Raw genomic sequence first — 21,449 nt, 5'->3', positions numbered from 1 at the left:
GCGCCGGGTCAGGGCTCCGGCGGGAAGAGCGCGGCCAGGCCGAGGCGGGTGGGCCGGCGGAACGGCTGCCAGGCGTCGGCGGGCTGGGCGAGCCGGTCGGCGACCACCCAGAGCACGGCCGGGTCCAGGCCCATCCCGAGATGGGCGGCGCGGACGGCGACGTTCTCGCTCGTCGGCCCCTCGTCCTGCAGGCACGCCCGCCAGTCGACGACGCCGTCCCACCGCGAGTACACCGACGTGCTCGGTACCGGCAGCGGCCGGCGCAGCCCGGCGCGCGACGAGGAGAGGCGCTCGGTGGCGTGCAGGTGCCGGAACCGCTCGTAGGCGCGGGCGCCGGCGCTGCCGTCGCCCCCGGGCCCGACCAGCGCGAACGGGGAGCCGAGGGTGGTCACCTGGCGCACCTGCTCCGGCGCCCGCAGCGCCAGCCGCCGGGCGAAGATGCCGCCGAGGCTCTGCCCGACGATGCTGACCGGCGACCCGTGCCGGGCGTGCAGCCGCGCCAGCAGCCGCGGGAGCTCGTCGACGACCTCCTGGGTCGGTCCCCGGTTGCGCCCGAGCGCCCAGCCGACGACGGGGTGGCCGAGCGTGCGCAGCCAGCGGCGCAGCGTGGCGGTGGACCGGTCGGAGGCGCCGAGCCCCGGCAGCACCAGCACCGGGTGGCCGTCGCCGCGCGGGGCCAGCGCCAGCAGCGGCAGCGTCGCGGCCAGGGCGCCGGCGCTGACCGCGGCCCGGGCGGGTTCGCTGGCGGCGAGGACGCGGCGCCGTCGTCCCGCGGAGGTCACTCGGCGATCGGCGGCAGCAGGCGGGGCTGGAACACCTCGTCGATCGGCCGCGGGCCGATGTACTGCCGGCAGGTGCACGGGACCCAGGTGTGGCCGGTGAACCGGCCGCGCTTGTCGTAGGTCTCCCGGCGCAGCTCGGCGTAGCAGGTGGAGGTCTCGCGGTCGTGCTGGCTGAGCGGGTGGCCGCAGCCGCACAGCGGCGTCACGGGCTTGGGCGGGGGAGCCGGCCGCCGCCGCAGCCGGCCGGCGACGAAGCCCACCGCCAGCAGGGCGCCACCCACCACCAGGCTGATCGGGTCCACCGGTGCTCCTCCCGTCGCGTCGCCCTTCGACGGTAGCGCGCGGCGGGGGCGGTCAGCCGGTCGTCCTCCCCCGGCCGCTCACCGCATCGCGGAGGTGGTCGAGCAGGCCGGCGACCGGTCCGGCCACGGTGCGCACGGCGCTGTCGTTCGGCGTCATCGGGTGCGGGCGGGTGGGCGCCATCTTCTTGACGTCCTCGACGCGCCCCGCCATCTGGATCAGCTCGGCCTGGCTGAACGTGTTGCGCAGCTCGGCGAACATCCGGCTCTCCTCGTGCTCGACGTGGTGCCGGATCTCGCGGATCAGCGTCTGCACCTCGGTGTCGAACCGCGGGTCCTCGGGGTCCATCCGCTCGAGCCGCTTCATGGTCTCCTCGGCCTCGGCGTGCTCGTGCTTGCTGTGCTCGGCCTCGTCGCCGTCGATCTGCGCCTCCACCGCCGGGTACACCTGGGTCTCCTCGGCGACGGAGTGCTTGACCAGGCCGATGGTCACCTCGTCGACCAGTTCCCGCTTGCGCCGCAGGTCGTCCGCGCCGGTCCGCCCCAGGAGCGCCTCGAGCTGGGTGAAGATCCGGTCGAACTCGCGGTGGTCGGCGGTGAGCAGGTCGACGACGTCGCGCTGCACGGTGTCGGTCATGGCGACTCCTGGAGGGGGCGGGCCGGTGCGCCCCCTGCCTTCCCCGGGCGGGCGCCGGGCACACCCGCCTCCGGACCCCCCGCCCACGGCCCGGCGTCGTCCGGATCCCCTGGTCGAGGGCGGTTGACCGTTCTCGGCGCGGGGCACACGCATGATCGTGGAGACCTACGCCGTCGGCTTCGCCCGACCCGACCGCTGGTCCCGGGGGAGACCGGCGGAAGCAGCCCGCCCCTGGCACGCCGTGGAGGCCCACCGGCCGCCCGCCGAGCTGGACGGGGAGGTGGAGCTCGCCGTCTGCGGGGCCATCGTGCAGGTGTGGGGCTCGCAGAAGTGGGAGCGCGTGGGCGCCGGGCGCACGGCGTGCGAGGAGTGCGCCCGCGTCACCGCGGCCAGCCGGCCGCTGACCCCCACCGGCTGACCGTCCGGCGGTCAGCGGGCGGGGCGCCGTCCGCTGATCGCCGACAGGCCGGTGATCTCCCGGCCGACGATGAGGGCCTGCACCGAGTCGGTGCCCTCGAAGGTGGACACCGCCTCCATGTCGGCGTGGTGCCTCGCCACGTGCGAGTCGAGCAGGATGCCGTCCCCGCCGAGGATGTCCCGGGCGTCGGCGACGATCGCCCGCGCCTTCGCGGCGTGGTTCATCTTCGCCAGCGACGCCATGGCCGCGGTCATCCGGCCCTCGTCGGCCAGCTTCGACAGCCGCCAGCACATCAGCTGCATCGCCGTGATCTCGGCGAGCATCCGGGCCAGCTTGTCCTGCACCAGCTGGTAGCCGGCGATCGGCTGCCCGAACTGCTCCCGGCGCAGCGCGTGCGCCAGCGCCAGCTCGTAGGAGGCCGTCGCCAGTCCCAGCGCCCGCCAGGCGACGGTGTAGCGGGTGCGGTCGAGCACGCGGGAGACGTCCTTGAACGACCGGCAGCCCGCCAGCCTGTTCTCCGCCGGCACCCGGACGCCGTCCAGCGTGATCTCGGCCTGCCACACCGCGCGCAGCGCCGTCTTGCCGGTCATCACCCGCGCCGAGAACCCCGGCGTCCCCTTCTCGACGACGTACCCGCCGACGTCCCCGCCCTCGTCGCGGGCCCAGATGAGCACGAGGTCGGCGATCGACCCGTTGCCGATCCACTTCTTCTGCCCGTCGAGGACGTACGCGTCGCCGTCCCGCCGCGCCGAGGTCTCCAGGGCGACCGCGTCGGAGCCGTGCCGCGGCTCGGTGAGCCCGAAGGCGCCGATCGACTCCAGCCGCGCCATGGCGGGCAGCCAGCGCCGGCGCTGCTCCTCGTTCCCCAGCAGCGCGATCGACTGCATCGCCAGGAAGCTGTGCACGCCGTTGAACGTGCCGACGCTGCCGTCGGCGCGGGCCAGCTCGGCGGCCACCAGACCGGCCGCGACCGCGCTCATGCCGGGGCAGCCGTAGCCCTCGATGGTGCCGCCGGCGATGCCCAGCCCGGCGAGCCCCGGCACCAGCTCGAACGGGAACTCCGCGCGTTCCCAGTGCTCGTTGATCCGCGGCAGCACCTGCGTGTCGCAGAAAGCGCGCACCCGGTCGCGGATCTCGATCTCCTCGGGTGCGAGCAGGTCCTCGAACGCGTAGAAGTCGGGGGAGGGCGGGGTCACGCCGTCGGACGCTATTGCGTGCCCCCGCGTGCCGCGCGTCGGGCGCCGCGGTAGGAGGCGGATGCCGCCCGCTCACCCGGCGTCGAGCAGCCCCCGGACGTACGCCGCCTGGCCCACGTGCTGCAGGTCGTCGGAGAGCACGCTCACCAGCCGGACGCCGAGCGTCACCGGCGGGTCCCAGCGCCGGTCGACCACCCGGTCGAGGTCGTCGTCGGTCAGCCCCCGGAGGAACTCCTCGGTCCGGGCGTGCACGGCCGCGGCGTAGTCGAGCAGCAGGTCGGGGCAGTCCACCCGGACGGCGGCGACCTCGTCGGGGTCGAACCCGTAGCCGGTGGCCGAGTCGTCGAACGGCAGCCCGAACCGCCCGGCGAACCCCTCCGCCGTCCACACCTGCTCGCGGCCGGCGACCTCGGCGACGTGGTCGTCCTGCACGCGCAGCAGGTGCCAGGCGAGCCAGGCGATCGTGTTCGCGCCGGGGCCGACGCGGGCGGTGAGCTGCTCGGCGGTCAGCCCCTCCAGCGCCGGGCGCAGCGTCTCTCGGATCTGGCCGTAGGCGTAGAGCAGCAGGTCACGGCTGCGCATGGCTCACCCTAGCCCCATCACGTGCGCCACCAGCCAGATCACGCCGGCCAGCGCGGCCAGGGTCACGACGAGGACGGTCAGCAGCGGGACGAGGACCCACCGCTTCCGGAACCGTCGGCGTCGGCGCGGCGGCACGGGTGGCCGCGCGCTGAGCGGGGCGCTGCCGGGTCGCCGGCGGGACGTGAGGGCGTCGCGGGCCATCGAGCCGAGCACCGCCCGCGAGGCCAGGGCCAGCTGGCGCAGGTCGGCGGCGTCGAAGCGGTGCACCGACCCCTCGGCGGGAGCGGGCGGCGGGGGAGGAGCCGGGGCGGGGTGCGGCGCCGGTGGCTCGGCGCCGGCCAGCACGGCCGAGAGCCCCTGGCGGGCCTGCGCCGCGGTGCTCCGCCGCGCCGGGTCCTTGGTCAGCAGCCCGCGCAGCACCGGCTCCAGCGGCCCCGCGCGGACCATCGGGGCCGGGTCCTCCGACACGACGGAGACGGCCGTCGCCATCGGCTCGCCGCGCGCGAACGGCGGGCGCCCCTCCACCGCGGCGTAGAGCGTCGCGCCCAGCGACCACAGGTCCACCGCCGGGTGCGGCTCGTCGCCGTGGATGCGCTCGGGCGCCATGTACGACGGCGAGCCGATCAGCGCGCCCTGCGTGGTGAGGCTGGAGTCGCCGGTCGTGGTGGCGATCCCGAAGTCGGTGAGCCGGGCGGCGCCGTCGCGCTCGACCAGCACGTTCCCCGGCTTGACGTCGCGGTGCACGATGCCGGCGGCGTGCGCGGCCTCGAGCGCGGAGAGCAGGTCGAGCCCGATCCGGGCGACCGCGCGCGGGGAGAGCGGGCCGGCGTGCTCGAGGACGCCCTGCAGGCTGTCGGCCTCGACCCGTTCCATGACCAGCCAGGGCCTGCCGTCCTCCTCGACGACGTCGTAGACCGTCGTGACGCACGGGTGGTCCAGGCGGGCGGCGGCCCGCGCCTCGCGCAGCGTGCGCTCGCGCAGGACCCGCCGCTCCTCCTCGGTCAGCCCGACCGAGAAGGTGAGCTCCTTGATCGCGACCTCGCGGTGCAGCACCCGGTCGGTGGCCCGCCAGACGACGCCCATGCCGCCCCGGCCGAGGACGTCGGTGAGCGCGTACCGGCCGGCCAGCAGCCGCTCGCCCGGCACCGCCCCCGCGCTCATGCGCGGACGGTACGCCCGCGACCGGTCCTACTGCTGGTCCGCCGTCCCCTCCTCGGGGCTGCTCTGCGCCTCCAGCTCGGCGGCCTGCTCGGGCGTCTCCATCTCCAGGGCGATGTCGCGCGGCTCGGGCAGGCTCGGCTCGGCGGTGACCTCGTTCGGTTCGGGGGTCGTCATGCCCGCAGCCTGCCCCACCACCCGGCCACCTACACTCCCGCGGATGCCGATCACCCGGCTCCTGGTCGCCAACCGCGGCGAGGTCGCCGTCCGCGTCCTGCGGACGGCGGCGGCGGTGGGGCTGCGCACGGTGGCGGTGGCCCCCGCCGACGACGCCGGCTCGCCGCACGCCCGCCGCGCCGACGACGCGGTGCGCCTGCCCGGCTCCGGCCCGGCCGCCTACCTCGACGCGGCGGCGGTGGTGGCGGCCGCGGTCGCCGCCGGCGCCGACGCCGTCCACCCCGGGTACGGCTTCCTCGCCGAGAGCCCGGAGCTGGCCCGTCGCTGCGCCGACGCCGGGCTGGTGCTCGTCGGCCCGGACGCCGCGGCGCTGGAGCTGTTCGGCGACAAGGTGCGCGCCCGCGCCCGCGCCGAGGAGCTGGGCGTCCCCGTGCTGCCCGCCACCGGCGCGACCGACCTGGCCGGCGCCCGCGACTTCCTGCGCCGGGTCGGCGGCCCGGTGCTGGTCAAGGCGCTGGCCGGTGGCGGTGGCCGAGGGCAGCAGCCGGTGACGGCCGAGGCGGAGCTCGCGGAGGCGCTGGAGCGCTGCCGGTCCGAGGCCCGGGCCGCCTTCGGCGCCGGCGACGTCTACGTCGAGCGGCTGCTCACCGGCGCCCGGCACGTCGAGGTGCAGCTCGCCGGCGACGGGGCCGACGTCGTCGCCCTGGGCGACCGCGACTGCAGCCTGCAGCGCCGCCGGCAGAAGCTGGTGGAGATCGCGCCCGCCCCGGCGCTCGACGACGGGGTGCGGGCCGCCCTGGCCGGGGCGGCGGTCGCGCTGGGGGGCTCGGTCGGGTACCGCGGCCTGGCCACGGTGGAGTTCCTGGTGCGCGGGTCCGAGTTCGCCTTCCTCGAGGTGAACCCCCGGCTGCAGGTGGAGCACACCGTCACCGAGGAGGTGACCGGGCTCGACCTGGTCGAGGTGGCGCTGCGGCTGGCCGACGGCGCCGCGCTCGCCGACCTCGGGCTGGCCGCGCCGGTCGAGCCGCGCGGGGTCGCCGTGCAGGCCCGGGTGAACGCGGAGACGCTGCGGCCCGACGGCGCGGTGCTGCCCTCCGCCGGCGTCCTCGCGCGGTTCGTGCCGCCGACCGGCCGCGGCGTGCGGGTCGACACCGCCGCCGTCCCCGGGGTCGAGGTGGACCCGCGCTTCGACCCGCTGCTGGCCAAGGTCGTGGTGCACGAGCGCGACCTGCCCCGCGCCCTGGCCGCGGCCGGCCGGGCCGTGGCCGAGTTCGACGTCGCCGGCCCGGCGACCAACCTCGGCCTGCTCGCCGCCCTCCTGGGCCGCCCGGAGGTCGCCGGGACGCGGGCCACGACGTCGTTCGTCGACGACCACCTGGCGGAGCTGGTGCCGCCGGTCGAGGACGCGCGCCCGGCCGCGGCGGTCGCCGACGGCGGGGTGGTGGTCGGGGCGCCGCTGCAGGGGGTGGTCGTGGCGATCGAGGCCGCCGAGGGCGAGGCGGTGGCGGCCGGCGCGACGCTGCTCGTGCTCGAGGCGATGAAGATGGAGCACGTCGTGCCCGCGCCGGTGGCCGGCGAGCTCACCGGGCTGCGGGTCGCGGTCGGCGACGTCGTCGCGGCCGGCGCGCTGCTCGCCGTCCTCACGCCCGCGGACGATCCCGCCGGCGCCGGGGCCGCGCAGGAGGAGGTGGACCTCGACGCCGTCCGGCCCGAGCTGGCCGAGATGCTGGAGCGACGGCGGGGCACCCGCGACGAGGCCCGTCCCGACGCGGTCGCCAGCCGGCGCGCGGCCGGCCGGCGGACCGCCCGGGAGCTGGTCGCCGCGCTCTGCGACGGCGGCGCCTTCGTGGAGTACGGCGCGCTGGGCATCGCCGCGCAGCGGCGCCGCCGCCCGCTGGAGGAGCTGGTCGCGCGCACGCCCGCCGACGGCATGGTCACCGGCGTCGGCGAGGTCGACGGCGTGCCGTGCGCCGTCCTCGCCTACGACTACACGGTGCTGGCCGGCACCCAGGGCCTGGTCAACCACCGCAAGGCCGACCGGTTGCTGGAGCTGGCCGAGCAGCGCGGGCTGCCGGTGGTCCTGTTCGCCGAGGGCGGCGGCGGGCGCCCCGGCGACACCGACTCGGCCGGGATCTCGCTGCTCGACGTGCCCACCTTCACGACCATGGCGCGGCTGGCCGGCCGCGTGCCGACCGTCGCCGTCGTCTCCGGCTACTGCTTCGCGGGCAACGCCGCGCTGGTCGGGGTGTGCGACGTGGTCGTCGCGACCGAGGGCAGCAGCATCGGCATGGGCGGGCCGGCGATGATCGAGGCCGGCGGGCTCGGCGTGGTGGACCCGGACGACGTGGGGCCCACGGCGGTGCAGGCGGCCAACGGGGTCGTCGACGTCGTGGTCCCGGACGACGACGCGGCGGTGGCCGCGGCCCGCCGGGTGCTCGGCTGCCTCACCGGGCGGGTGCAGGCCGGCGGGTGCGCCGACCAGCGGCGGCTGCGGCACCTGCTCCCGACCGACCGCGTGCGCAGCTACGACGTCCGCCCCGTGCTCGGCACGCTCGCCGACACCGGCAGTCTGCTGGAGCTGCGCCCCCGGTTCGGCCGCGGGATCGTCACCGCCCTGGCCCGGCTCGACGGCCGGCCGGTCGGCCTGCTCGCCAACGACCCGCGGCACCTGGGCGGCGCCATCGACGGCGAGTCCGCCGACAAGGCCGCGGCCTTCCTGCGGCTGTGCGAGGCGCACCGGCTGCCGCTGGTCTCCCTGGTCGACACCCCGGGGTTCATGGTGGGGCCGGCGTCGGAGCGCACCGGCACGGTGCGCCGCTTCGGCGGCCTGTACGTCGCCGGCGCGGCGCTGACCGTGCCGCTGGTCGCGGTCGTGGTGCGCAAGGCGTACGGGCTCGGCGCCATGGCGATGACCGGCGGCGACCTGCGGGCGCCGTTCCTCACCGTGGCGTGGCCGACGGGCGAGTTCGGGCCGATGAGCCTCGAGGGCGCCGTCCGGCTCGGCTACCGGCGGGAACTGGCGGCGCTGCCCGACGATGCCGCCCGCGAGGCGCGCTTCGCCGAGCTGGTCGCCGCGTCCTACCAGCAGGGCAAGGCGCTGGGCGTCGCCTCGGTGTTCGAGATCGACGACGTCATCGACCCCGCCGACACGCGAGCGGTGGTGGGCGAGGCGCTGCGGGCGGCTACCGCGGCGCGGGGCTGAGCCGCTCGGCCCCCGGGCCGGAGAGCCGGTCGACCGCCACCGCGGTGCGGCCGGTCAGCAGCAGGAGCAGCGCCGCCATCGGACCCTCGACCAGCGCGCCCTCGCCCGCCGACCACTCCGTGTCGGTGGCCACCAACCGCAGCCCCGCGAGCCGCCGGCGGGCGTCGAACACGAGGGTGAAGGGCCACCGCATGGTCCAGATCCGGGTGGCGGCGGTCGCCGCCGCGCCGACCGGCACCGGGCGGGGCCGGCCGAGCGGGACGGCGATGTCCTGGCCGTGCACGAGCACGTCGATCAGCGGCTCGTAGGGCGTGAGGCCGGGGACCACCCGGCGGGAGCCGGCCATCGCGCGGATCCGGGCGACCAGCTCGTCGGTGGGGGTCGCGGCGGCTCGCCGGACGGCGGCGTCGCGCGTCATGCGGTGGAAGCGGCCCCGCGCCCGCAGCGCCGGACCGAGCACCTCGCCCGGCCGGGCCACGGAGAAGGTGACGTGCGCGGCCACGTCGCGGACCCGCCAGGCCCGGCACAGCGACGGGTGCGCCCACTCGTCGGGGGAGAGGTCGTCGAGCAGGTCGGCGAGGCTGCCCCGCTCCTCGTCGATGACCGCCCAGACGGCGTCGCGGTGGAGGAGCGGCGGACGGCTCATGACGGCCCCCAAGTAGTACGATCCGCTGACCAGTTTGGTCCGAGAGGCTGACGACCGTCAAGGGGAGCCGCGTGGTCGACGACGAGCTCAACCTCGGGGTGCTGCTGTTCATCCCCTACCGGGCGATGGAGCGGCGCGTCTTCGAGCGGCTGGCCGAGGCCGGGTTCGACGACTTCACGCCGGCGCAGGCGCGGGTGATGGCGCGGATCGGGCCCGGCGGCACCCGCCTGACCGAGCTGGCCGAGGCCGCCTCGGTGACCAAGCAGACCGCCGGCTCCCTGGTCGACCAGCTCGAGCGCACGGGCTACGTGCGGCGCACGCCCGACCCGACCGACGCCCGCGCCCGGCTGGTCCGCATCGCCGAACGCGGGGCCGCCGCCCAGCCGGTGGCAGCGGCCGCCGTCGCGGAGGTCGAGGCGGAGTGGCGGGCGCACCTGGGGGAGCGGCGCTGGCGGCAGCTGCGCGAGGCGCTCACCGCCCTGCGGGAGATCACCGACCCCTACCGCTGAGCGCCGGTCAGCCGCTCGCGCACCTGGAGGTTCCCGGGGACGACCTCAGGGCGTGGGCGCCGGGACGCACGTGGCGGTCGCCGGGTCCGCGGCCGCGGGGTCGGGAACCGTGCCGGCCGGGCACAGGGGAGCCGTCGCCGTCGTCGGGGCGGGCTGCGCGGTGGTCGTCTCCGGTGCCGGGGCCGCCGACGTGGTGGCGGTGGTGGGGGCCGCCGTCGGCGCCGGGGACGGAGCCGGGGCGGGCGACGGTGCCGGGGCGGGCGACGGCGCGGGGGACGGAGCCGGGGCCGGGGCTGGCGCGGGGGAGGGGGACGGCGCCGGGGTCGGCGTCGCGCTCGGGGTCCCGGCAGGGGTGTCCGCGGGCGTCGTCGTCCCGGGGGGTGTCGTCGTCCCCGAGGGCGTGGTCCCGGTGGGCGTGGTCCCGGTGGGCGTGGTCCCGGTGGGCGTCGTCCCGGTGGGCGTCGTCCCGGTGGGCGTCGTCGTCCCCGTGGGCGCCGGCGGCGTGGTCAGCTCGGGCGTCGTCGTGGCGGGTGCGGCCGGTGCCGGGGTCGCCGTGCCGGGGGCGGCCGACGGGGTCAGCGCCGGCGCGGTCGTCGCCACCGGGGGCAGCACCGGCAGGAGGCCCGTCCCCGGGGCCGCCGCCACGACGATCGGGGTGACGGTGCCGTCGTCATCGGGGTCGGCCAGCACCATGTACTCGCTCGGGACCAGATCGGCCGGCACCCCGCTGGCCGCGGCGAGCGCCAGGTAGGGGTCGTCGAAGCCGGGGGCGACGACGCCGATGTTCGGGATGAGCAGCGGGCCGGCGCCGGCCGAGGACGCGTCGGCGGCCGAGAGCTGCCCGCCGGCGCCGACGCCGTCGCCGGCCGCGGCCGCGGCGCCCGCGGACCCCGGCGTCACACCGGTCTCCAGGGCGGCCACGAGGGCGGCCACGGCGAGGACGCCCGCACCCGCGCCGACCACCGGGGCGGGAGGGCCGGTGCGTCGCGCCCGACGGGGCGGCGCCGGGCGCCGGACCTCGCGGTGTCTGGCCATCTCGAAACCCCCGTGCTCCGGATCTCGCCCGACCGCATCCTCTCCGAGGCGTCCGGATCCCGTCCACGGGACGGCTCGGCGCACACCCGTCCCGTGGGCGGGGCCGGCTCGCGGCCCGGGCAGTCGTTGCTCTCGGTGACGAGCCTGGCCCCTGCCCGGCGGGGGGACCATCCCCAAAGCGTCGGGCCCGGCACCCCCAAGTGGGGGACACGCCGGCGACGACGACGGCACGGTGGGGCGGCGCGGTCGGTGCCCACCGCACGGCCGGCGCCTCCCTGCCGCCGGCGGGCTCGGGAGCGGCCGGGGTCGTAGGTCTTTCGGCGGGTCCGCAGGAGGGTCGTCGGCGTCGCGCCCGGGCGTACCGTCAGGCGATGGGTGAGAAGCCGCTCGTGGAGGCGCACCGGCAGCTGGCGGACGCCGAGCACTCCCTGGAGCGCGAGCTGCTCGACGAGGCGGAGGACTCCACCGATCCGGACCACGTCCGGCGGCAGGCCCGAGCCATCTCGACGCGGGCCGACGTGCACGACCAGGTCGCCGAGCGCATGGCGCACCGCCCCGAGGAGTAGTCGGGCGACCGCTGGAGCTCCTCCCGACCCAGGGTGCTCGGGCGCGGCGACGGCGTGCGTCAGCCCACCGGCACCTGCAGGCGCAGCGCGGTCCCGCGCCCCGGGGCGGTGGCCAGGTGCAGCGTCGCGCCGGCGGCCTCGGCGAGATCGGCCAGCACGCGCAGCCCGAAGTGGCCCGACTCGGGACCGGCCGTGACGTCGTCGGGGTCGAACCCGGCGCCGTCGTCACGGACCTCCAGCGTCACCGACCCGACGTTCCGGTGCAGGGACACGGTGACCGTCTCGGCGCGGGCGTGCGTGGCGGTGTTGAGCAGGGCCTCCTGCGCCGTCCGGAACAGCAGCCCCTCCACCTCTGGTGGCACGGGCACGTCGTCGTCGGGCAGGTCGAGCCGAGCCCGCACGCCGCGCACCTCGACACGGGCGACCAGGTCGGCCAACGCGGCGGGCAGGCCCGCCTGCGCCAGGTGCGGCGGGTAGATCTCGATCAGCAGCGACCGCAGCGAGGCCACCGATGCGCGCACCGCGAGCGTGGCCTGCTGCAGGCCGTCGGCCACCTCGCGGTGCGCAGCGGCATCGGCCGGCTGACGCCGCAGCAGGTCCACCGCCCGCGACATGTGCAGCGGCGAAGCGGCGAGGTCCTGCACGACGCCGTCGTGCAGGCTGCCGGCGATCCGGCGCCGCTCCTCGACGGAGGCGTCCGCGGCTCGTGCGTGCAGCCGCAACCGCTCGGCATCCCCCTCCCGGACCTGGCGGACCAACCGCCTGGCCAGCGGCAGCTGCGCGAGGAGCATCGCCAGCAGCACCGCCGCCGTGATCGGCGCGAAGGTCAGCCAGATGCTGACCCGGCGGTCGAGGATCGGACCGGTGTCGAAGTAGGCCTCCAGCAGGAGCTGGTCCCCGTCGGGCGTGGTGACCCCGCGGTAGACCTCGAGCAACCGCTCCTCCTGGGGGGTCTCGAAGACGTTCTCCTCCTCGCGCAGGCTGCTGATCTCGGCCAGCGTCCCGCCGCTGCGCAGCAGCGCCAGCTTCTCCTCGGAGAGCGGATAGCTGTGCCCGATCAACCGCCGGGCGTCGGAGTACACGACCCGGGAGTCGGCATCCCAGATCTTGATCCGGACGACGTCCGCCTCCCGGAGGGGACCCGCCGCCACGGTGTCCAGCGCCGTCATGGCGTCCCGGTCCCGGGTGAGCAGCCCGTCGAGGTTGGGCTCGATGAACAGCTCGGCCAGCAGGTCGGTGGTCTCGCGGGCATCGGCGAAGGCCTCGGCGCAGGCCGCGCGGTGCCCGGCCCACGCGCTGCCGGCCAGCAGCAGCGCGGCGACGACCAGGTTGGCCGCGACGAACCGGCCCAGCACGCGGCGGACGCTCGGCGGCCGGCGCTCGGCCCGGGCGCCGTCCCGCAGGCCGCCGCTCGCGAGGCGCCGCCACGGCGGGCCGGGACCGGGTCCTGCGGCGGGCCCGCCGGAGGTGGCCTGCTGCGGGGGCATCGCGCCTCCCTACCGGCCCACCCCCGCAGTGCCTGGTCTCGACCACTTGGTGCAGGGGCGGGCAGCCGGTCGCGGTCGTACCCATGCTCGGCAACGCCATTCCGGGGCCTCAATCCCCGATCGAGGGGAGCCCGGGCCGCCGAGCAGGCCGCCGCAGGACCCCGCGTCGGCACCCCGCTGGCCAGGACCGGTGGGGCGGGTGGGGCTCGAACCCACGACCGGCGGATTATGAGTCCGCAGCTCTGACCGGCTGAGCTACCGCCCCGGAGCACCGACGACGATGCCACAGCCGGCACCCGGTCACCGGCGCCGCCCCCGCCGTCGGCGCCACGTCACCACGCCCCAGCCCACCCCGGTGAGCAACGCCAGGCCGGTGATCCAGCCGGCGACCTCGGCCTTCTGCGGCCCGAGCCAGCCGAAGGCGACCGATCCCAGCGTGTAGCCGGCCACCACGACCAGGAACGCGGGGACGAGGAGGGCGAGGAGGAACACGGTCCCCCTTCGGCCGGGTGCCCGCCGGCGGATGCAGCCGGTGCCGCACCATGGGGCCGTGGAGGGGACGCCGGAGCGGACGTGGGCCCGGCTGGTCGCTCTGCTGGTCCTGCTCGCCGTGGGCGGGGTCGCCGCCCTCGTGCTCGACCTGCCGTCGCTCGGGGCGGTGCGCGCACGGCTCGACGACGCCGGCGGCACGGGCCTGGTCGTCCTCGCGCTGGCGCTGGGCGTCGCGCTGCTCGCCCCCGTGCCGAGGACCGCGCTCTCCGTCCTGGTCGGCGCGGTCGCCGGGTTCTGGCCGGGCCTGGCCGTCGCCCTCGGCGGTGCGGTGCTCGGCGGCCTCGGCGCCTTCGCCCTCGGCCGCTGGCTGGGCCGGCCGGCGGCCACCCGGCTGGCCGGCGGCCGGCTGGCGCGGGTCGACCAGCTGCTCGGCCGGCGCGGCTTCGTCTCCGTGCTCGCCGCGCGGCTGCTCCCGGTCGTGCCGTTCACCCCGCTGAGCTACGCCGCCGGCCTCACCGCCGTCCGCCCGGTGGCCTACGCGGCGGCGACGGTGCTGGGGGTCGTCCCCGGGACGGTCGTCCAGGTGGGCATCGGGGCGTCGGCGCCGGTGGTGACCGGGCAGGGGACCGCGGCCGCCGTCGTCCTCGCGGTGCTCGCCGCCGTCCTGCTCGTCGGCGGGCTGGTCCGGCGCCGCCGCCGCGGGCGGGTGGCCGCCGAGCCCGGCCGCTAACCCCGCCCGAACAGCCGGCCCAGGACGCCGCCGAGCCCGCCGACGGTCCGGGCGGCCAGCTGCAGGATCGGACCGCCGGGGATGCCGGGAACGGCCTGCACGATCGGCGCCAGGCGCAGCAGCCCGGGGACGTCGTGCACCACGAGCGCGCGGCGCGCCACCGCCGGCACGGGGTTGACCCGCCCCGACGCCGCTTCCAGGAGCAGGTCGGCGGCCGCCTCCACCGCGGCTCCCTCCACCCGGCCCGGCGCCGTCCGGGTCACCGTCCAGCCGTCCCGGTCGGCGGCGAACCGCCAGCCGCCCTCCGGCGTGGCCAGGGTGGCGCCGCCGGTGATGCCGCAGGACGCGGCCAGCGCCCCGGTGACGTCGGCGAGCGCGGCCAGCCCCGCCTGCAGCACCTCCGGCGGCACCGGCGCGGCCCCGGCGTCGGCGAGGTCGAGCCCGTGGACGGCGAGCTCGTAGGCCTGGCCGAGGACGACGGACAGCAGCGGCAGCCGGCCGACCACCGAGACGGCGGGCGCGGTGTCCAGCGTCGCGGGCTCCTCGGTCAGGTAGCGACGGGTGACGTCCCGGTTGCGGCGCAGCGCGGCGAGCACCTCCTCGCGGGGGGCGTCGCGGTGCGCGGCGGTGACCCGGGCGTTGACGGCGTCGACGTCGGGCTCCTCGCCGCTCCCGCCGGCCCGGGCCGAGGCGACCAGGTCGGCCACGGCGGTGTGGTCGGGCCAGCAGCCCAGGTGCACGCAGATCTCGTGGACGCGCCAGCCCGGCAGCCGGCTCCGGCGGTCCAGGTCGGCCGCCTCCGCCTGGGCCAGGAAGGCGTCCCAGGCGGGCAGCACCAGGGCGGCGACCCGCTCCCGCCCGGCGCCGGCCATGCCGCGCCGGGCGGCGTGCTCTGCAGCCATGCCGGCGCGGTACCCACCCCTCGCGGCCGGCAGGCCTGTGACCCTCGGCACGGCCGTCCGGTGCGGCGCCACCCCCCGAAGGGTGAGGGCGGTCAAGGAGGTCGCCGCGCGTCCCGATCGCATCCCCGTGGACCGAACGGGGCCGGCCGACCGCCGGGCGGCGGGTGCGCGGCCGCGCACGCGGCGCCGGCTCGCCGCTGCCCTGCGGGCCGGGCTGTACCGGCAGCTGGCGCAGGACGACGACCGTGCCGCCTACTGGGTGCGCCACGCCCGCATCGGCGTCCTGCTCACCGAGATCGCCTGCGCGGCCGCCCTCGGCTACCTGCTGCTCACCGACACCCCGGCGCACGGCTCGGTCGTGACGTACTGCCTGCTCGCCGTGGCCGCCTTCGGCACGCCGGCGCTGCTGCTCCTGCCACTGGCCGCCTGGATGCGCGACGCCCGTGGCTCGCTGCTGTTCTACGCCTGGAGCCTCGCGGTCACCGCGATCGTGGTCGTCGTCTCCCGGATCGACGGCGGCAGCGCCAGCCCGCTGTACTCCCTGCTGTTCCTGACCCTCGCCTTCATGGCGCTGGCCTACCCGCCGGCCGGGGTGGTCGCCATGGGCACGGTCATGACCGGCGCGTACGTGCTGCTGGTCGCCCCGCCGCACGTCACCCTCTCGGTGCTGTTCATCGCCGTGGTCATGGGCGCCTTCACCACCGTCTGCGCGATGGCCTCGGCGAACTCGTGGGCCGCCCACGAGCAGCAGGTGCGGCTCACCCGCGCGCAGGAGGCGCTGGCCTCCACCGATCCGCTGACCGGGGTGTGCAACCGGCGGGCGTTCCTGCGCCGGCTCGAGGCGGCGCTGGACGAGTCCGCGGCGACGGTCGTCTGCCTCGTGGACCTCGACGGCTTCAAGGGCGTCAACGACCACCGGGGGCACGGCGCCGGCGACGCGGTGCTGCAGGAGGTAGCCCGGGCGCTGGCCGCGGCGGTCCGGGAGACCGACACCGTGGCGCGGCTCGGCGGCGACGAGTTCGCCGTGCTCGCGGAGGTGACCGCCGTCCTGCCGGCCGACGACCTCGCCGAGCGGCTGCGCGCGGCGGTCGCGCGCGTCGGCCGGCCCGTGGGCGTCACCGCCAGCGTGGGTGTGGCCGAGGTGCGCCCCGAGGACGACGTCCTCGACCTGCTGCACCGGGCCGACGCCGCGATGTACCGCGCCAAGACGGCGGGCGGCGACCGGGTCACCGTCCCGCTGGCCTGAGCGCACCCCTTGCCCCGGCCGGGCGCCCCGGCCAGCCTGGGCCGGTGGCGCGCAGCGGGAAGAGCCTGGGCACGGTCGTCCGCTGGGACGACGCGGCCGGACGGGGCTGGATCGAGACGACCGACCTGCCGGGGGAGTGCTGGGTGTCCGCCGACGTCGTCCACCGCAGCACCGGACGCCAGGCCCTGCGGGCCGGCCAGGTGGTCGAGGTGGAGTGGGAGGACGCCGACGGCGAGGTGCGCGCCGTCCGGGTGACGCCGCGCGAGGACCTGCAGGCCACCGTCGGCGGGTGACTCAGCGCCCGGGCAGGTCCCCGGTCTGCACGAACTGCTCCGCGACGTCGCGCACCTTGGTGTTCGTCTCCATCGACACGCGGACCAGCGCCTGGAACGCCTGGTCGGCGGTGAGCTTGAAGCGCTCCATCAGGATGCCCTTGGCCTGGTCGATCACCGCGCGGCTGTCGAGCGCCGCCTGCAGGTGCTCCACGCGCTCGGCGGCGCTGGAGTACAGGTACATGTTCGACACGGGCACCACGGCGTAGGAGGCGAGGCGCTCCGCCAGGGCGCGCGTCGCGTCGTCCGACGGGGAGATGCCCCGCAGGTAGACGTTGAGCCCGCCGGCCACCAGCTCCTGGACCGGCAGCGGCACCGAGAGCACGCTGCGGCAGCCGAGCTCCGCCGCGCGGGCGGCGAACTGCGGCCACCGGTCGTCGGACCCGGTGTCGGGGCAGGCGGCCAGGCCGCCGGTGGAGGCGGCCTGCAGGCAGGGGCCGCTGCCCAGCTCGTACTGCGTCCGGTCGAGGTCGAGGGCCAGGGCGTGGCTGGCGGCGACCGTGCGCGGGCGGTCGCGGGTCAGGATCGTGACCGAGGTGGCCGGGTCGCCGGGCAGCACGCGCGCGGCGACGTCGGCGACCTTCTGCACCAGGGACTGCAGCGAGTGCTGGGCGAAGGACTGGCGGCCGAGCTCCTCGAACGCACGCTGCACGGCGTCCGGGCTCGGGTCGGGGCGGGTCACGGGATTCTCCGGCGGGCAGGGCTGAACTCCCCACGGGCTCCAGGGAGTCCACGTGGCGGGGGAGGCCCCGCACCGCACGCCGTTTGTTGGACGCGCACTGGACTGGACGGCAGCTTACCGGCGCGTCACGACCCCGGAACGCGGGGTCGGCCGGCCCGTCCCGGCGTGGCGGACCCCGGTCGCGGCCAGTCGGCGACTACCCTGCGTGATGGCGGGGCGGATCCCCTCGACACGCCGTCGGGACTCCTCCGGGTGCGCCTCGACACCGTTGCGTCGACGTTCCTCAGAACCGGATCGCCCCGCTGGACGGGGGGCCGCTCGGCGTGGTATGGCCGCTGACCAGCGGTTAGAGGTATCACACGTCACCTTGCGTCACTTTCGACGCATCCAGCTCATCCGCACTGGCGCGACAGGGCCACCATCGTGCAAACTGTCTGCGGGAGCCCTGCTCCGTCACTGTCGAACACAGCGCGTCACCGAATCGATGGGTCCGTAGGGGAAGACGAGACCGATCGAGTCGATGGAGGTGCCTCGTGCAGCGACGGTCTACCCAGGGTGTCGTCTTCGTGCACGCGTGCCCGAAGGCGCTGTGCCAGCACGTCGAGTGGGCGCTCGAACGCGTCATCGGCGCGCCGGTCTCCCTGTCGTGGGCCGAGCAGCCCGCGGCGCACGGGTCGTACCGTGCCGAGGTGGCCTGGACGGGCTCGCCCGGCACCGGTGCGAAGCTGGTGGCTGCCCTGCGCGCGTGGCCCATGCTGCGGTTCGAGGTGACCGAGGAAGCGAGCCACGGCAACGACGGCGAGCGCATGTCCTACGTGCCCGGTCACGGTGTGTACCGCGCTCCGACGAGCGCCAACGGCGACCTCGTCGTCACCGAGCAGCAGCTGCGCCACCTGGCGGCGACCGCCACCTCCATCGAGGCGTTCCGCCACGGCGTCGACGAGCTGCTCGGGGCGGCCTGGGACGCCGATCTGGAGGTCTACCGCCACGCCGGGGACGGCAGCCCCGTCACCTGGCTCCACCAGGTCGTCTGAGGGGGAAAGCGCAGGTCACGATCCGACTACGACACACCCGCGGGGGGCGGGGGGCCGTCGTAGGCTGAGAACCCGGTCGTCCGGACGCCGTCGGGGAAGCGGCGTCCGGGCGGCCGTTCCAGTTCTGCGGCCCGGTCCACCCGCGCACGCGAGAGGCCCGGCACCTGACGCCAGGTGCCAGGCCTCCCGCGCGTGGGCCTAGAGCGGGATGTTGCCGTGCGCGCCGCGGCCGGCGGGCGCCCCGGCCAGGGCCTGCACCAGCCGGCGCTTGGTCTGCGCGGGCTCCACGACCTCGTCGACGACGCCGATCTCCCGGGCCTTGTTCACCCCACCGGCGATCTTCTCGTGCTCGGCCGCCAGCTGCTCGTGCAGCGCGTCGCGCTCCCCGGGCGGGGCGGCGGCCAGCTTCTTGCGGTGCAGGATGCCGACGGCGGCCTTGGCGCCCATGACGGCCACCTCGGCGCCGGGCCAGGCGAACACCGCCGTCGCACCCAGCGAGCGGGAGTTCATCGCGATGTAGGCGCCGCCGTAGGACTTGCGGGTCACCAGGGTCACCCGCGGGACGACGGCCTCGGCGAAGGCGTGCAGCAGCTTGGCCCCGCGGCGCACGACGCCGTCCCACTCCTGGCCGACCCCGGGCAGGTAGCCGGGCACGTCGACGAGGACGACGAGCGGGACGCCGAACGCGTCGCACATCCGCACGAACCGGGCCGCCTTCTCCGCCGACGCGGAGTCGAGGCAGCCACCGAGCCGCAGCGGGTTGTTGGCGATCACGCCCACGGTGCGCCCGGCGATCCGGCCGAGGGTGGTGACGATGTTCGGCGCGAACCGCGGGTGCAGCTCGAGGCCGGGGGAGTCGAGGACGGCGGCCACCAGCGGCTTGACGTCGTAGGCCCGCTGCGGCTGCTCGGGCAGCAGCGCCCGCAGGTCGACGTCGGGCTCCTCCTCGGCCGGCGCGAAGGTCCCCTGGGCGGCGAGCAGGTCCACCGCCTGCCGGGCGGTCGCCAGCGCGTCGGCCTCGGACTCGGTGACCACGTGGACGACGCCGGAGCGCCGGCCGTGGGTGTCGGGGCCGCCGAGCTGCTCCTGGTCGACCACCTCACCGGTGACCGAGCGGACCACGTCGGGCCCGGTGACGAAGACGCGGCCGGCCGGCCCCATGATCACCAGGTCGGTGAGCGCCGGGCCGTAGGCGGCGCCGCCGGCGGCCGGTCCGAGCACCACCGAGATCTGCGGCACCCGCCCCGAGGCGCGCACCATGGCCTCGAAGACCTCGCCGACGGCGTGCAGCGCGACGACGCCCTCGGCCAGCCGGGCCCCGCCGGAGTGCCAGATGCCGACCACCGGCACCCGCTCGCGCAGCGCGGTGTCGATGGTGTCGACGATGTGCCGGCAGCCGTCGGTGCCCATGGCGCCGCCCATCACGGTGGCGTCGGTGCAGAAGGCGACCGCCGGCGACCCCTCGACGGTCCCGCGCCCGGCGACGACGCCGGAGGTGTCGCGGCCGACGAGCAGCTGCAGGGAGCCCTCGTCGAAGAACCGGCGGAGCCGGTCCTCGGGGTCCCGCGGGTCGGGGGTGGTGGGCGGGGTCGGGGGAGCTGCCTGCAGGGTGGTCATGCGACCTCTCCGGGACGAGGCGGGGGAAGGGGCTGCCGGGCGCTCACGCCGTCGTGAAGACCAGGGCGATGTTGTGGCCGCCGAAGCCGAACGAGTCGTTGACGGCGGCGGTGAGCTGCGCCTTGCGCGGCTCGTGGCGCACGATGTCGAGGGCCTGGACGGCGGCGTCGTCGTCCGGGTCGTCGAGGTTGGCGGTGGCCGGCACGACCTGGTCGCGCAGCGCGAGGATGGTGAAGACCGACTCGAGCGCGCCGGCCGCGCCGAGCAGGTGGCCGGTCTGGCTCTTGGTGGCCGTGACCAGCACGTGGTCGCCGACCGCCCCGCGGATCGCGGCCGCCTCGGCGGTGTCGCCGACCGGGGTGGACGTGGCGTGCGCGTTCACGTGGCCGATGTCGGTGGGGGAGAGGCCGGCGTCGCGCAGCGCGGCGCTGATCGCGCGGCCGGCGCCCTCGCCCTCGGGGTGCGGGGCGACCAAGTCGTAGCCGTCGGCCGTGGCGCCGGCGCCGGCCAGGCGAGCGTGCACGGTCGCGCCGCGGCCCCTGGCGGAGTCGGCCCGCTCGAGCACCAGCGCCGCGGCGCCCTCGCCGAGCACGAAGCCGTCGCGGGCCTTGTCGAACGGCCGCGAGGCCCGCTCGGGCTCGTCGTTGCGGGTGCTCATGGCGCGCATCGCGGCGAAGCCGGCCATCGGCAGCGGGTGGATGCAGGCCTCGGCGCCGCCGACCAGGACGACGTCGGCGCGGTCGAAGCGGAGCAGGTCCAGGCCCCAGCGGATCGCCTCGGCGCCGGAGGCGCAGGCGCTGACCGGCGCGTGCACGCCGCCCTTCGCGCCGATGGCGAGGCCGACCGCGGCGGCCGGGCCGTTGGGCATGAGCATGGGGATGGTGAAGGGGGAGACGCGCTTGGGGCCCTTCTCCTCCAGGACGTCGTCCTGGCCGAGCAGGGTCAGCGCGCCGCCGATGCCGGTGCCGAACACGACCGCCACCCGCTCCGGGGGGACGTCGAGGTCGGCGGCTCCGGACCCTGCCCACGCCTCCTGGGCGGCGACGACGGCGGCCTGCTGGCTGCGGTCGAGCCGCCGGGCCCGGACGCGGTCCAGCTGCTCGGCCGGGTCGGTGGCCATGCGGGCCACGAGCTGGGCCGGGTAGTCCTTGACCCAGTCGTCGGTGATCCGCTCGACCCCCGACCGCCCGGCCAGCAGCGCCTCCCACGTGCTGGCCACGTCCCCGCCGAGCGGCGTGGTGGCGCCGAGCCCGGTGACGACGACGTCACTGGTTGACGTGCTCATCGCGATTCCTCTCAACTGGCCGGGCGGCCCGGTGACGTGCTGGAACGGCCCCGTTGCAGGCGCCGGTTGGGCCCCCGTGCAGGGTCCCGCCGCGAGCGTGCGAGCGGTGGGGGGGCACGGGAGTCCTTCTACTGGTTCTTCTCGATGTAGGAGATGGCGTCGCCGACGGTCTTGATGTTGCCGAGCTCGTCGTCGGGGATGGCGACCCCGAACTTGTCCTCGACGGCGGTGGCGATCTCGACCATCGACAGCGAGTCGACGTCGAGGTCCTCGGTGAAGGACTTCTCCGGAGTGGCGTCGGCGGGGGTGACGCCGGCCACCTCCTCCAGGATCTCGCCGAGTCCGGCCTGGATCTCCTGGGTGCTTGCCACGCGGGGTCCTCTCTCTCGGGTGGATGCCTTGGTACGGCTCGACGGCACGCGGCCGCCGTCGTCC

At 76.8% G+C, this 21,449-nt stretch carries 24 protein-coding genes and 1 tRNA gene; 8 read left to right on the top strand and 17 right to left on the bottom strand.

Going from position 1 to position 21,449, the window contains the following annotated elements; translation table 11 throughout:
* Window positions 1-8: 8 nt before the first annotated feature.
* The 3 genes from ACI78S_RS14910 to ACI78S_RS14900 are packed head-to-tail and all read right to left on the bottom strand — an operon-like array spanning window position 9 to window position 1,718.
* Window positions 9-782, bottom strand: coding sequence for an esterase/lipase family protein (locus ACI78S_RS14910; RefSeq protein ID WP_456974601.1), 774 nt, complete (start codon window positions 780-782; stop codon window positions 9-11).
* On the bottom strand, window positions 779-1,084 hold the full coding sequence (locus ACI78S_RS14905) for a hypothetical protein (RefSeq protein ID WP_456974599.1): 306 nt from the start codon (window positions 1,082-1,084) through the stop codon (window positions 779-781). Before ACI78S_RS14905 ends, ACI78S_RS14910 begins: the two co-directional genes overlap by 4 nt.
* Before the next feature lie 52 nt (window positions 1,085-1,136).
* The gene (locus ACI78S_RS14900) at window positions 1,137-1,718 is read right to left on the bottom strand and encodes a hemerythrin domain-containing protein (protein WP_456974597.1); all 582 of its coding nucleotides are present in this window, start codon (window positions 1,716-1,718) and stop codon (window positions 1,137-1,139) included.
* A 151-nt stretch (window positions 1,719-1,869) separates the two neighbouring features.
* Between ACI78S_RS14900 and ACI78S_RS14895 the strand changes: the two genes are divergently transcribed.
* On the top strand, window positions 1,870-2,136 hold the full coding sequence (locus tag ACI78S_RS14895) for a hypothetical protein (protein WP_456974595.1): 267 nt from the start codon (window positions 1,870-1,872) through the stop codon (window positions 2,134-2,136).
* An 11-nt stretch (window positions 2,137-2,147) separates the two neighbouring features.
* Here the strand turns inward: ACI78S_RS14895 and ACI78S_RS14890 are convergent, their stop codons facing one another.
* The 4 genes from ACI78S_RS14890 to ACI78S_RS14875 all read right to left on the bottom strand — a co-directional run bounded on the left by ACI78S_RS14890 (window position 2,148) and on the right by ACI78S_RS14875 (window position 5,249).
* Window positions 2,148-3,332, bottom strand: coding sequence for an acyl-CoA dehydrogenase family protein (locus ACI78S_RS14890; protein ID WP_456974593.1), 1,185 nt, complete (start codon window positions 3,330-3,332; stop codon window positions 2,148-2,150).
* A gap of 72 nt (window positions 3,333-3,404) precedes the next feature.
* The gene (locus ACI78S_RS14885) at window positions 3,405-3,914 is read right to left on the bottom strand and encodes a mycothiol transferase (RefSeq protein WP_456974591.1); all 510 of its coding nucleotides are present in this window, start codon (window positions 3,912-3,914) and stop codon (window positions 3,405-3,407) included.
* Between the two features lie 3 nt (window positions 3,915-3,917).
* Window positions 3,918-5,075, bottom strand: a complete 1,158-nt coding sequence (locus tag ACI78S_RS14880; RefSeq protein WP_456974589.1) for a serine/threonine-protein kinase — start codon at window positions 5,073-5,075, stop codon at window positions 3,918-3,920.
* A gap of 27 nt (window positions 5,076-5,102) precedes the next feature.
* Window positions 5,103-5,249: a hypothetical protein gene (locus ACI78S_RS14875; RefSeq protein ID WP_456974587.1), complete on the bottom strand. Its 147-nt coding sequence runs from the start codon at window positions 5,247-5,249 to the stop codon at window positions 5,103-5,105.
* A gap of 43 nt (window positions 5,250-5,292) precedes the next feature.
* On the opposite strand from ACI78S_RS14875, the gene ACI78S_RS14870 reads away from it, so the two are divergent.
* Window positions 5,293-8,451 carry a carboxyl transferase domain-containing protein gene (locus ACI78S_RS14870; protein WP_456974585.1) on the top strand — a complete coding sequence of 1,053 codons (3,159 nt, stop codon included), beginning with the start codon at window positions 5,293-5,295 and terminating at the stop codon, window positions 8,449-8,451.
* Here the strand turns inward: ACI78S_RS14870 and ACI78S_RS14865 are convergent.
* Window positions 8,432-9,097, bottom strand: coding sequence for a maleylpyruvate isomerase family mycothiol-dependent enzyme (locus ACI78S_RS14865; RefSeq protein ID WP_456974583.1), 666 nt, complete (start codon window positions 9,095-9,097; stop codon window positions 8,432-8,434). The genes ACI78S_RS14870 and ACI78S_RS14865 overlap by 20 nt on opposite strands.
* Before the next feature lie 71 nt (window positions 9,098-9,168).
* Between ACI78S_RS14865 and ACI78S_RS14860 the strand changes: the two genes are divergently transcribed.
* Window positions 9,169-9,606, top strand: coding sequence for a MarR family winged helix-turn-helix transcriptional regulator (locus ACI78S_RS14860; RefSeq protein ID WP_456974581.1), 438 nt, complete (start codon window positions 9,169-9,171; stop codon window positions 9,604-9,606).
* 45 nt (window positions 9,607-9,651) lie between these two features.
* Here the strand turns inward: ACI78S_RS14860 and ACI78S_RS14855 are convergent, their stop codons facing one another.
* Window positions 9,652-10,539, bottom strand: coding sequence for a hypothetical protein (locus ACI78S_RS14855; RefSeq protein ID WP_456974579.1), 888 nt, complete (start codon window positions 10,537-10,539; stop codon window positions 9,652-9,654).
* Between the two features lie 473 nt (window positions 10,540-11,012).
* On the opposite strand from ACI78S_RS14855, the gene ACI78S_RS14850 reads away from it, so the two are divergent.
* Window positions 11,013-11,207, top strand: coding sequence for a hypothetical protein (locus ACI78S_RS14850; RefSeq protein ID WP_456974577.1), 195 nt, complete (start codon window positions 11,013-11,015; stop codon window positions 11,205-11,207).
* Window positions 11,208-11,266: 59 nt separating this feature from the next.
* Here the strand turns inward: ACI78S_RS14850 and ACI78S_RS14845 are convergent, their stop codons facing one another.
* The 3 genes from ACI78S_RS14845 to ACI78S_RS14835 form a co-directional block, all read right to left on the bottom strand.
* On the bottom strand, window positions 11,267-12,694 hold the full coding sequence (locus ACI78S_RS14845) for a sensor histidine kinase (RefSeq protein ID WP_456974575.1): 1,428 nt from the start codon (window positions 12,692-12,694) through the stop codon (window positions 11,267-11,269).
* A gap of 191 nt (window positions 12,695-12,885) precedes the next feature.
* Window positions 12,886-12,959, bottom strand: a tRNA-Ile gene (locus tag ACI78S_RS14840).
* Between the two features lie 35 nt (window positions 12,960-12,994).
* The gene (locus tag ACI78S_RS14835) at window positions 12,995-13,186 is read right to left on the bottom strand and encodes a hypothetical protein (protein ID WP_456974573.1); all 192 of its coding nucleotides are present in this window, start codon (window positions 13,184-13,186) and stop codon (window positions 12,995-12,997) included.
* 58 nt (window positions 13,187-13,244) lie between these two features.
* On the opposite strand from ACI78S_RS14835, the gene ACI78S_RS14830 reads away from it, so the two are divergent.
* The gene (locus tag ACI78S_RS14830) at window positions 13,245-13,916 is read left to right on the top strand and encodes a TVP38/TMEM64 family protein (RefSeq protein ID WP_456974571.1); all 672 of its coding nucleotides are present in this window, start codon (window positions 13,245-13,247) and stop codon (window positions 13,914-13,916) included.
* On the opposite strand, the gene ACI78S_RS14825 is transcribed toward ACI78S_RS14830, so the two are convergent.
* Window positions 13,913-14,818 carry a maleylpyruvate isomerase N-terminal domain-containing protein gene (locus ACI78S_RS14825; protein ID WP_456974569.1) on the bottom strand — a complete coding sequence of 302 codons (906 nt, stop codon included), beginning with the start codon at window positions 14,816-14,818 and terminating at the stop codon, window positions 13,913-13,915. The genes ACI78S_RS14830 and ACI78S_RS14825 overlap by 4 nt on opposite strands.
* A 127-nt stretch (window positions 14,819-14,945) precedes the next feature.
* On the opposite strand from ACI78S_RS14825, the gene ACI78S_RS14820 reads away from it, so the two are divergent.
* Both ACI78S_RS14820 and ACI78S_RS14815 read left to right on the top strand, forming a co-directional pair.
* Window positions 14,946-16,064 (top strand): diguanylate cyclase domain-containing protein, encoded by a 1,119-nt coding sequence (locus ACI78S_RS14820; RefSeq protein WP_456974567.1) that lies wholly within the window; start codon window positions 14,946-14,948, stop codon window positions 16,062-16,064.
* A 44-nt stretch (window positions 16,065-16,108) separates the two neighbouring features.
* Window positions 16,109-16,357, top strand: coding sequence for a hypothetical protein (locus ACI78S_RS14815; protein ID WP_456974565.1), 249 nt, complete (start codon window positions 16,109-16,111; stop codon window positions 16,355-16,357).
* A gap of 1 nt (window position 16,358) precedes the next feature.
* Here ACI78S_RS14815 and ACI78S_RS14810 read toward each other — a convergent pair whose 3' ends face one another.
* Entirely contained in the window at window positions 16,359-17,078 is a 720-nt protein-coding gene (locus tag ACI78S_RS14810; protein WP_456974563.1) for an ANTAR domain-containing protein, read from the bottom strand.
* A 533-nt stretch (window positions 17,079-17,611) separates the two neighbouring features.
* Between ACI78S_RS14810 and ACI78S_RS14805 the strand changes: the two genes are divergently transcribed.
* On the top strand, window positions 17,612-18,112 hold the full coding sequence (locus ACI78S_RS14805; RefSeq protein ID WP_456974561.1) for a DUF3145 domain-containing protein: 501 nt from the start codon (window positions 17,612-17,614) through the stop codon (window positions 18,110-18,112).
* Between the two features lie 198 nt (window positions 18,113-18,310).
* Here the strand turns inward: ACI78S_RS14805 and ACI78S_RS14800 are convergent, their stop codons facing one another.
* From ACI78S_RS14800 to ACI78S_RS14790, 3 genes are all read right to left on the bottom strand, one after another.
* Window positions 18,311-19,729 carry an acyl-CoA carboxylase subunit beta gene (locus tag ACI78S_RS14800; protein ID WP_456974559.1) on the bottom strand — a complete coding sequence of 473 codons (1,419 nt, stop codon included), beginning with the start codon at window positions 19,727-19,729 and terminating at the stop codon, window positions 18,311-18,313.
* Window positions 19,730-19,772: 43 nt separating this feature from the next.
* Window positions 19,773-21,014 carry a beta-ketoacyl-[acyl-carrier-protein] synthase family protein gene (locus tag ACI78S_RS14795; RefSeq protein WP_456974557.1) on the bottom strand — a complete coding sequence of 414 codons (1,242 nt, stop codon included), beginning with the start codon at window positions 21,012-21,014 and terminating at the stop codon, window positions 19,773-19,775.
* Window positions 21,015-21,142: 128 nt separating this feature from the next.
* Window positions 21,143-21,385 carry an acyl carrier protein gene (locus tag ACI78S_RS14790; protein WP_456974555.1) on the bottom strand — a complete coding sequence of 81 codons (243 nt, stop codon included), beginning with the start codon at window positions 21,383-21,385 and terminating at the stop codon, window positions 21,143-21,145.
* Window positions 21,386-21,449: the final 64 nt, after the last annotated feature.

It is taken from the genome of Geodermatophilus sp. SYSU D00815 (assembly GCF_054050035.1).
The sequence above is the reverse complement of the archived record's forward strand: the minus strand, read 5'-3'. Positions and strand labels throughout refer to the sequence as shown.

Coding starts and splice junctions, on each gene's coding strand:
- ACI78S_RS14795 (WP_456974557.1), bottom strand. CDS start 21,014: ATGAGCACGTCAACCAGTGACGTCGTCGTCACCGGGCTCGGCGCCACC.
- ACI78S_RS14825 (WP_456974569.1), bottom strand. CDS start 14,818: ATGGCTGCAGAGCACGCCGCCCGGCGCGGCATGGCCGGCGCCGGGCGG.
- ACI78S_RS14870 (WP_456974585.1), top strand. CDS start 5,293: ATGCCGATCACCCGGCTCCTGGTCGCCAACCGCGGCGAGGTCGCCGTC.
- ACI78S_RS14845 (WP_456974575.1), bottom strand. CDS start 12,694: ATGCCCCCGCAGCAGGCCACCTCCGGCGGGCCCGCCGCAGGACCCGGT.
- ACI78S_RS14865 (WP_456974583.1), bottom strand. CDS start 9,097: ATGAGCCGTCCGCCGCTCCTCCACCGCGACGCCGTCTGGGCGGTCATC.
- ACI78S_RS14885 (WP_456974591.1), bottom strand. CDS start 3,914: ATGCGCAGCCGTGACCTGCTGCTCTACGCCTACGGCCAGATCCGAGAG.
- ACI78S_RS14850 (WP_456974577.1), top strand. CDS start 11,013: ATGGGTGAGAAGCCGCTCGTGGAGGCGCACCGGCAGCTGGCGGACGCC.
- ACI78S_RS14880 (WP_456974589.1), bottom strand. CDS start 5,075: ATGAGCGCGGGGGCGGTGCCGGGCGAGCGGCTGCTGGCCGGCCGGTAC.
- ACI78S_RS14895 (WP_456974595.1), top strand. CDS start 1,870: ATGATCGTGGAGACCTACGCCGTCGGCTTCGCCCGACCCGACCGCTGG.
- ACI78S_RS14900 (WP_456974597.1), bottom strand. CDS start 1,718: ATGACCGACACCGTGCAGCGCGACGTCGTCGACCTGCTCACCGCCGAC.
- ACI78S_RS14800 (WP_456974559.1), bottom strand. CDS start 19,729: ATGACCACCCTGCAGGCAGCTCCCCCGACCCCGCCCACCACCCCCGAC.
- ACI78S_RS14875 (WP_456974587.1), bottom strand. CDS start 5,249: ATGACGACCCCCGAACCGAACGAGGTCACCGCCGAGCCGAGCCTGCCC.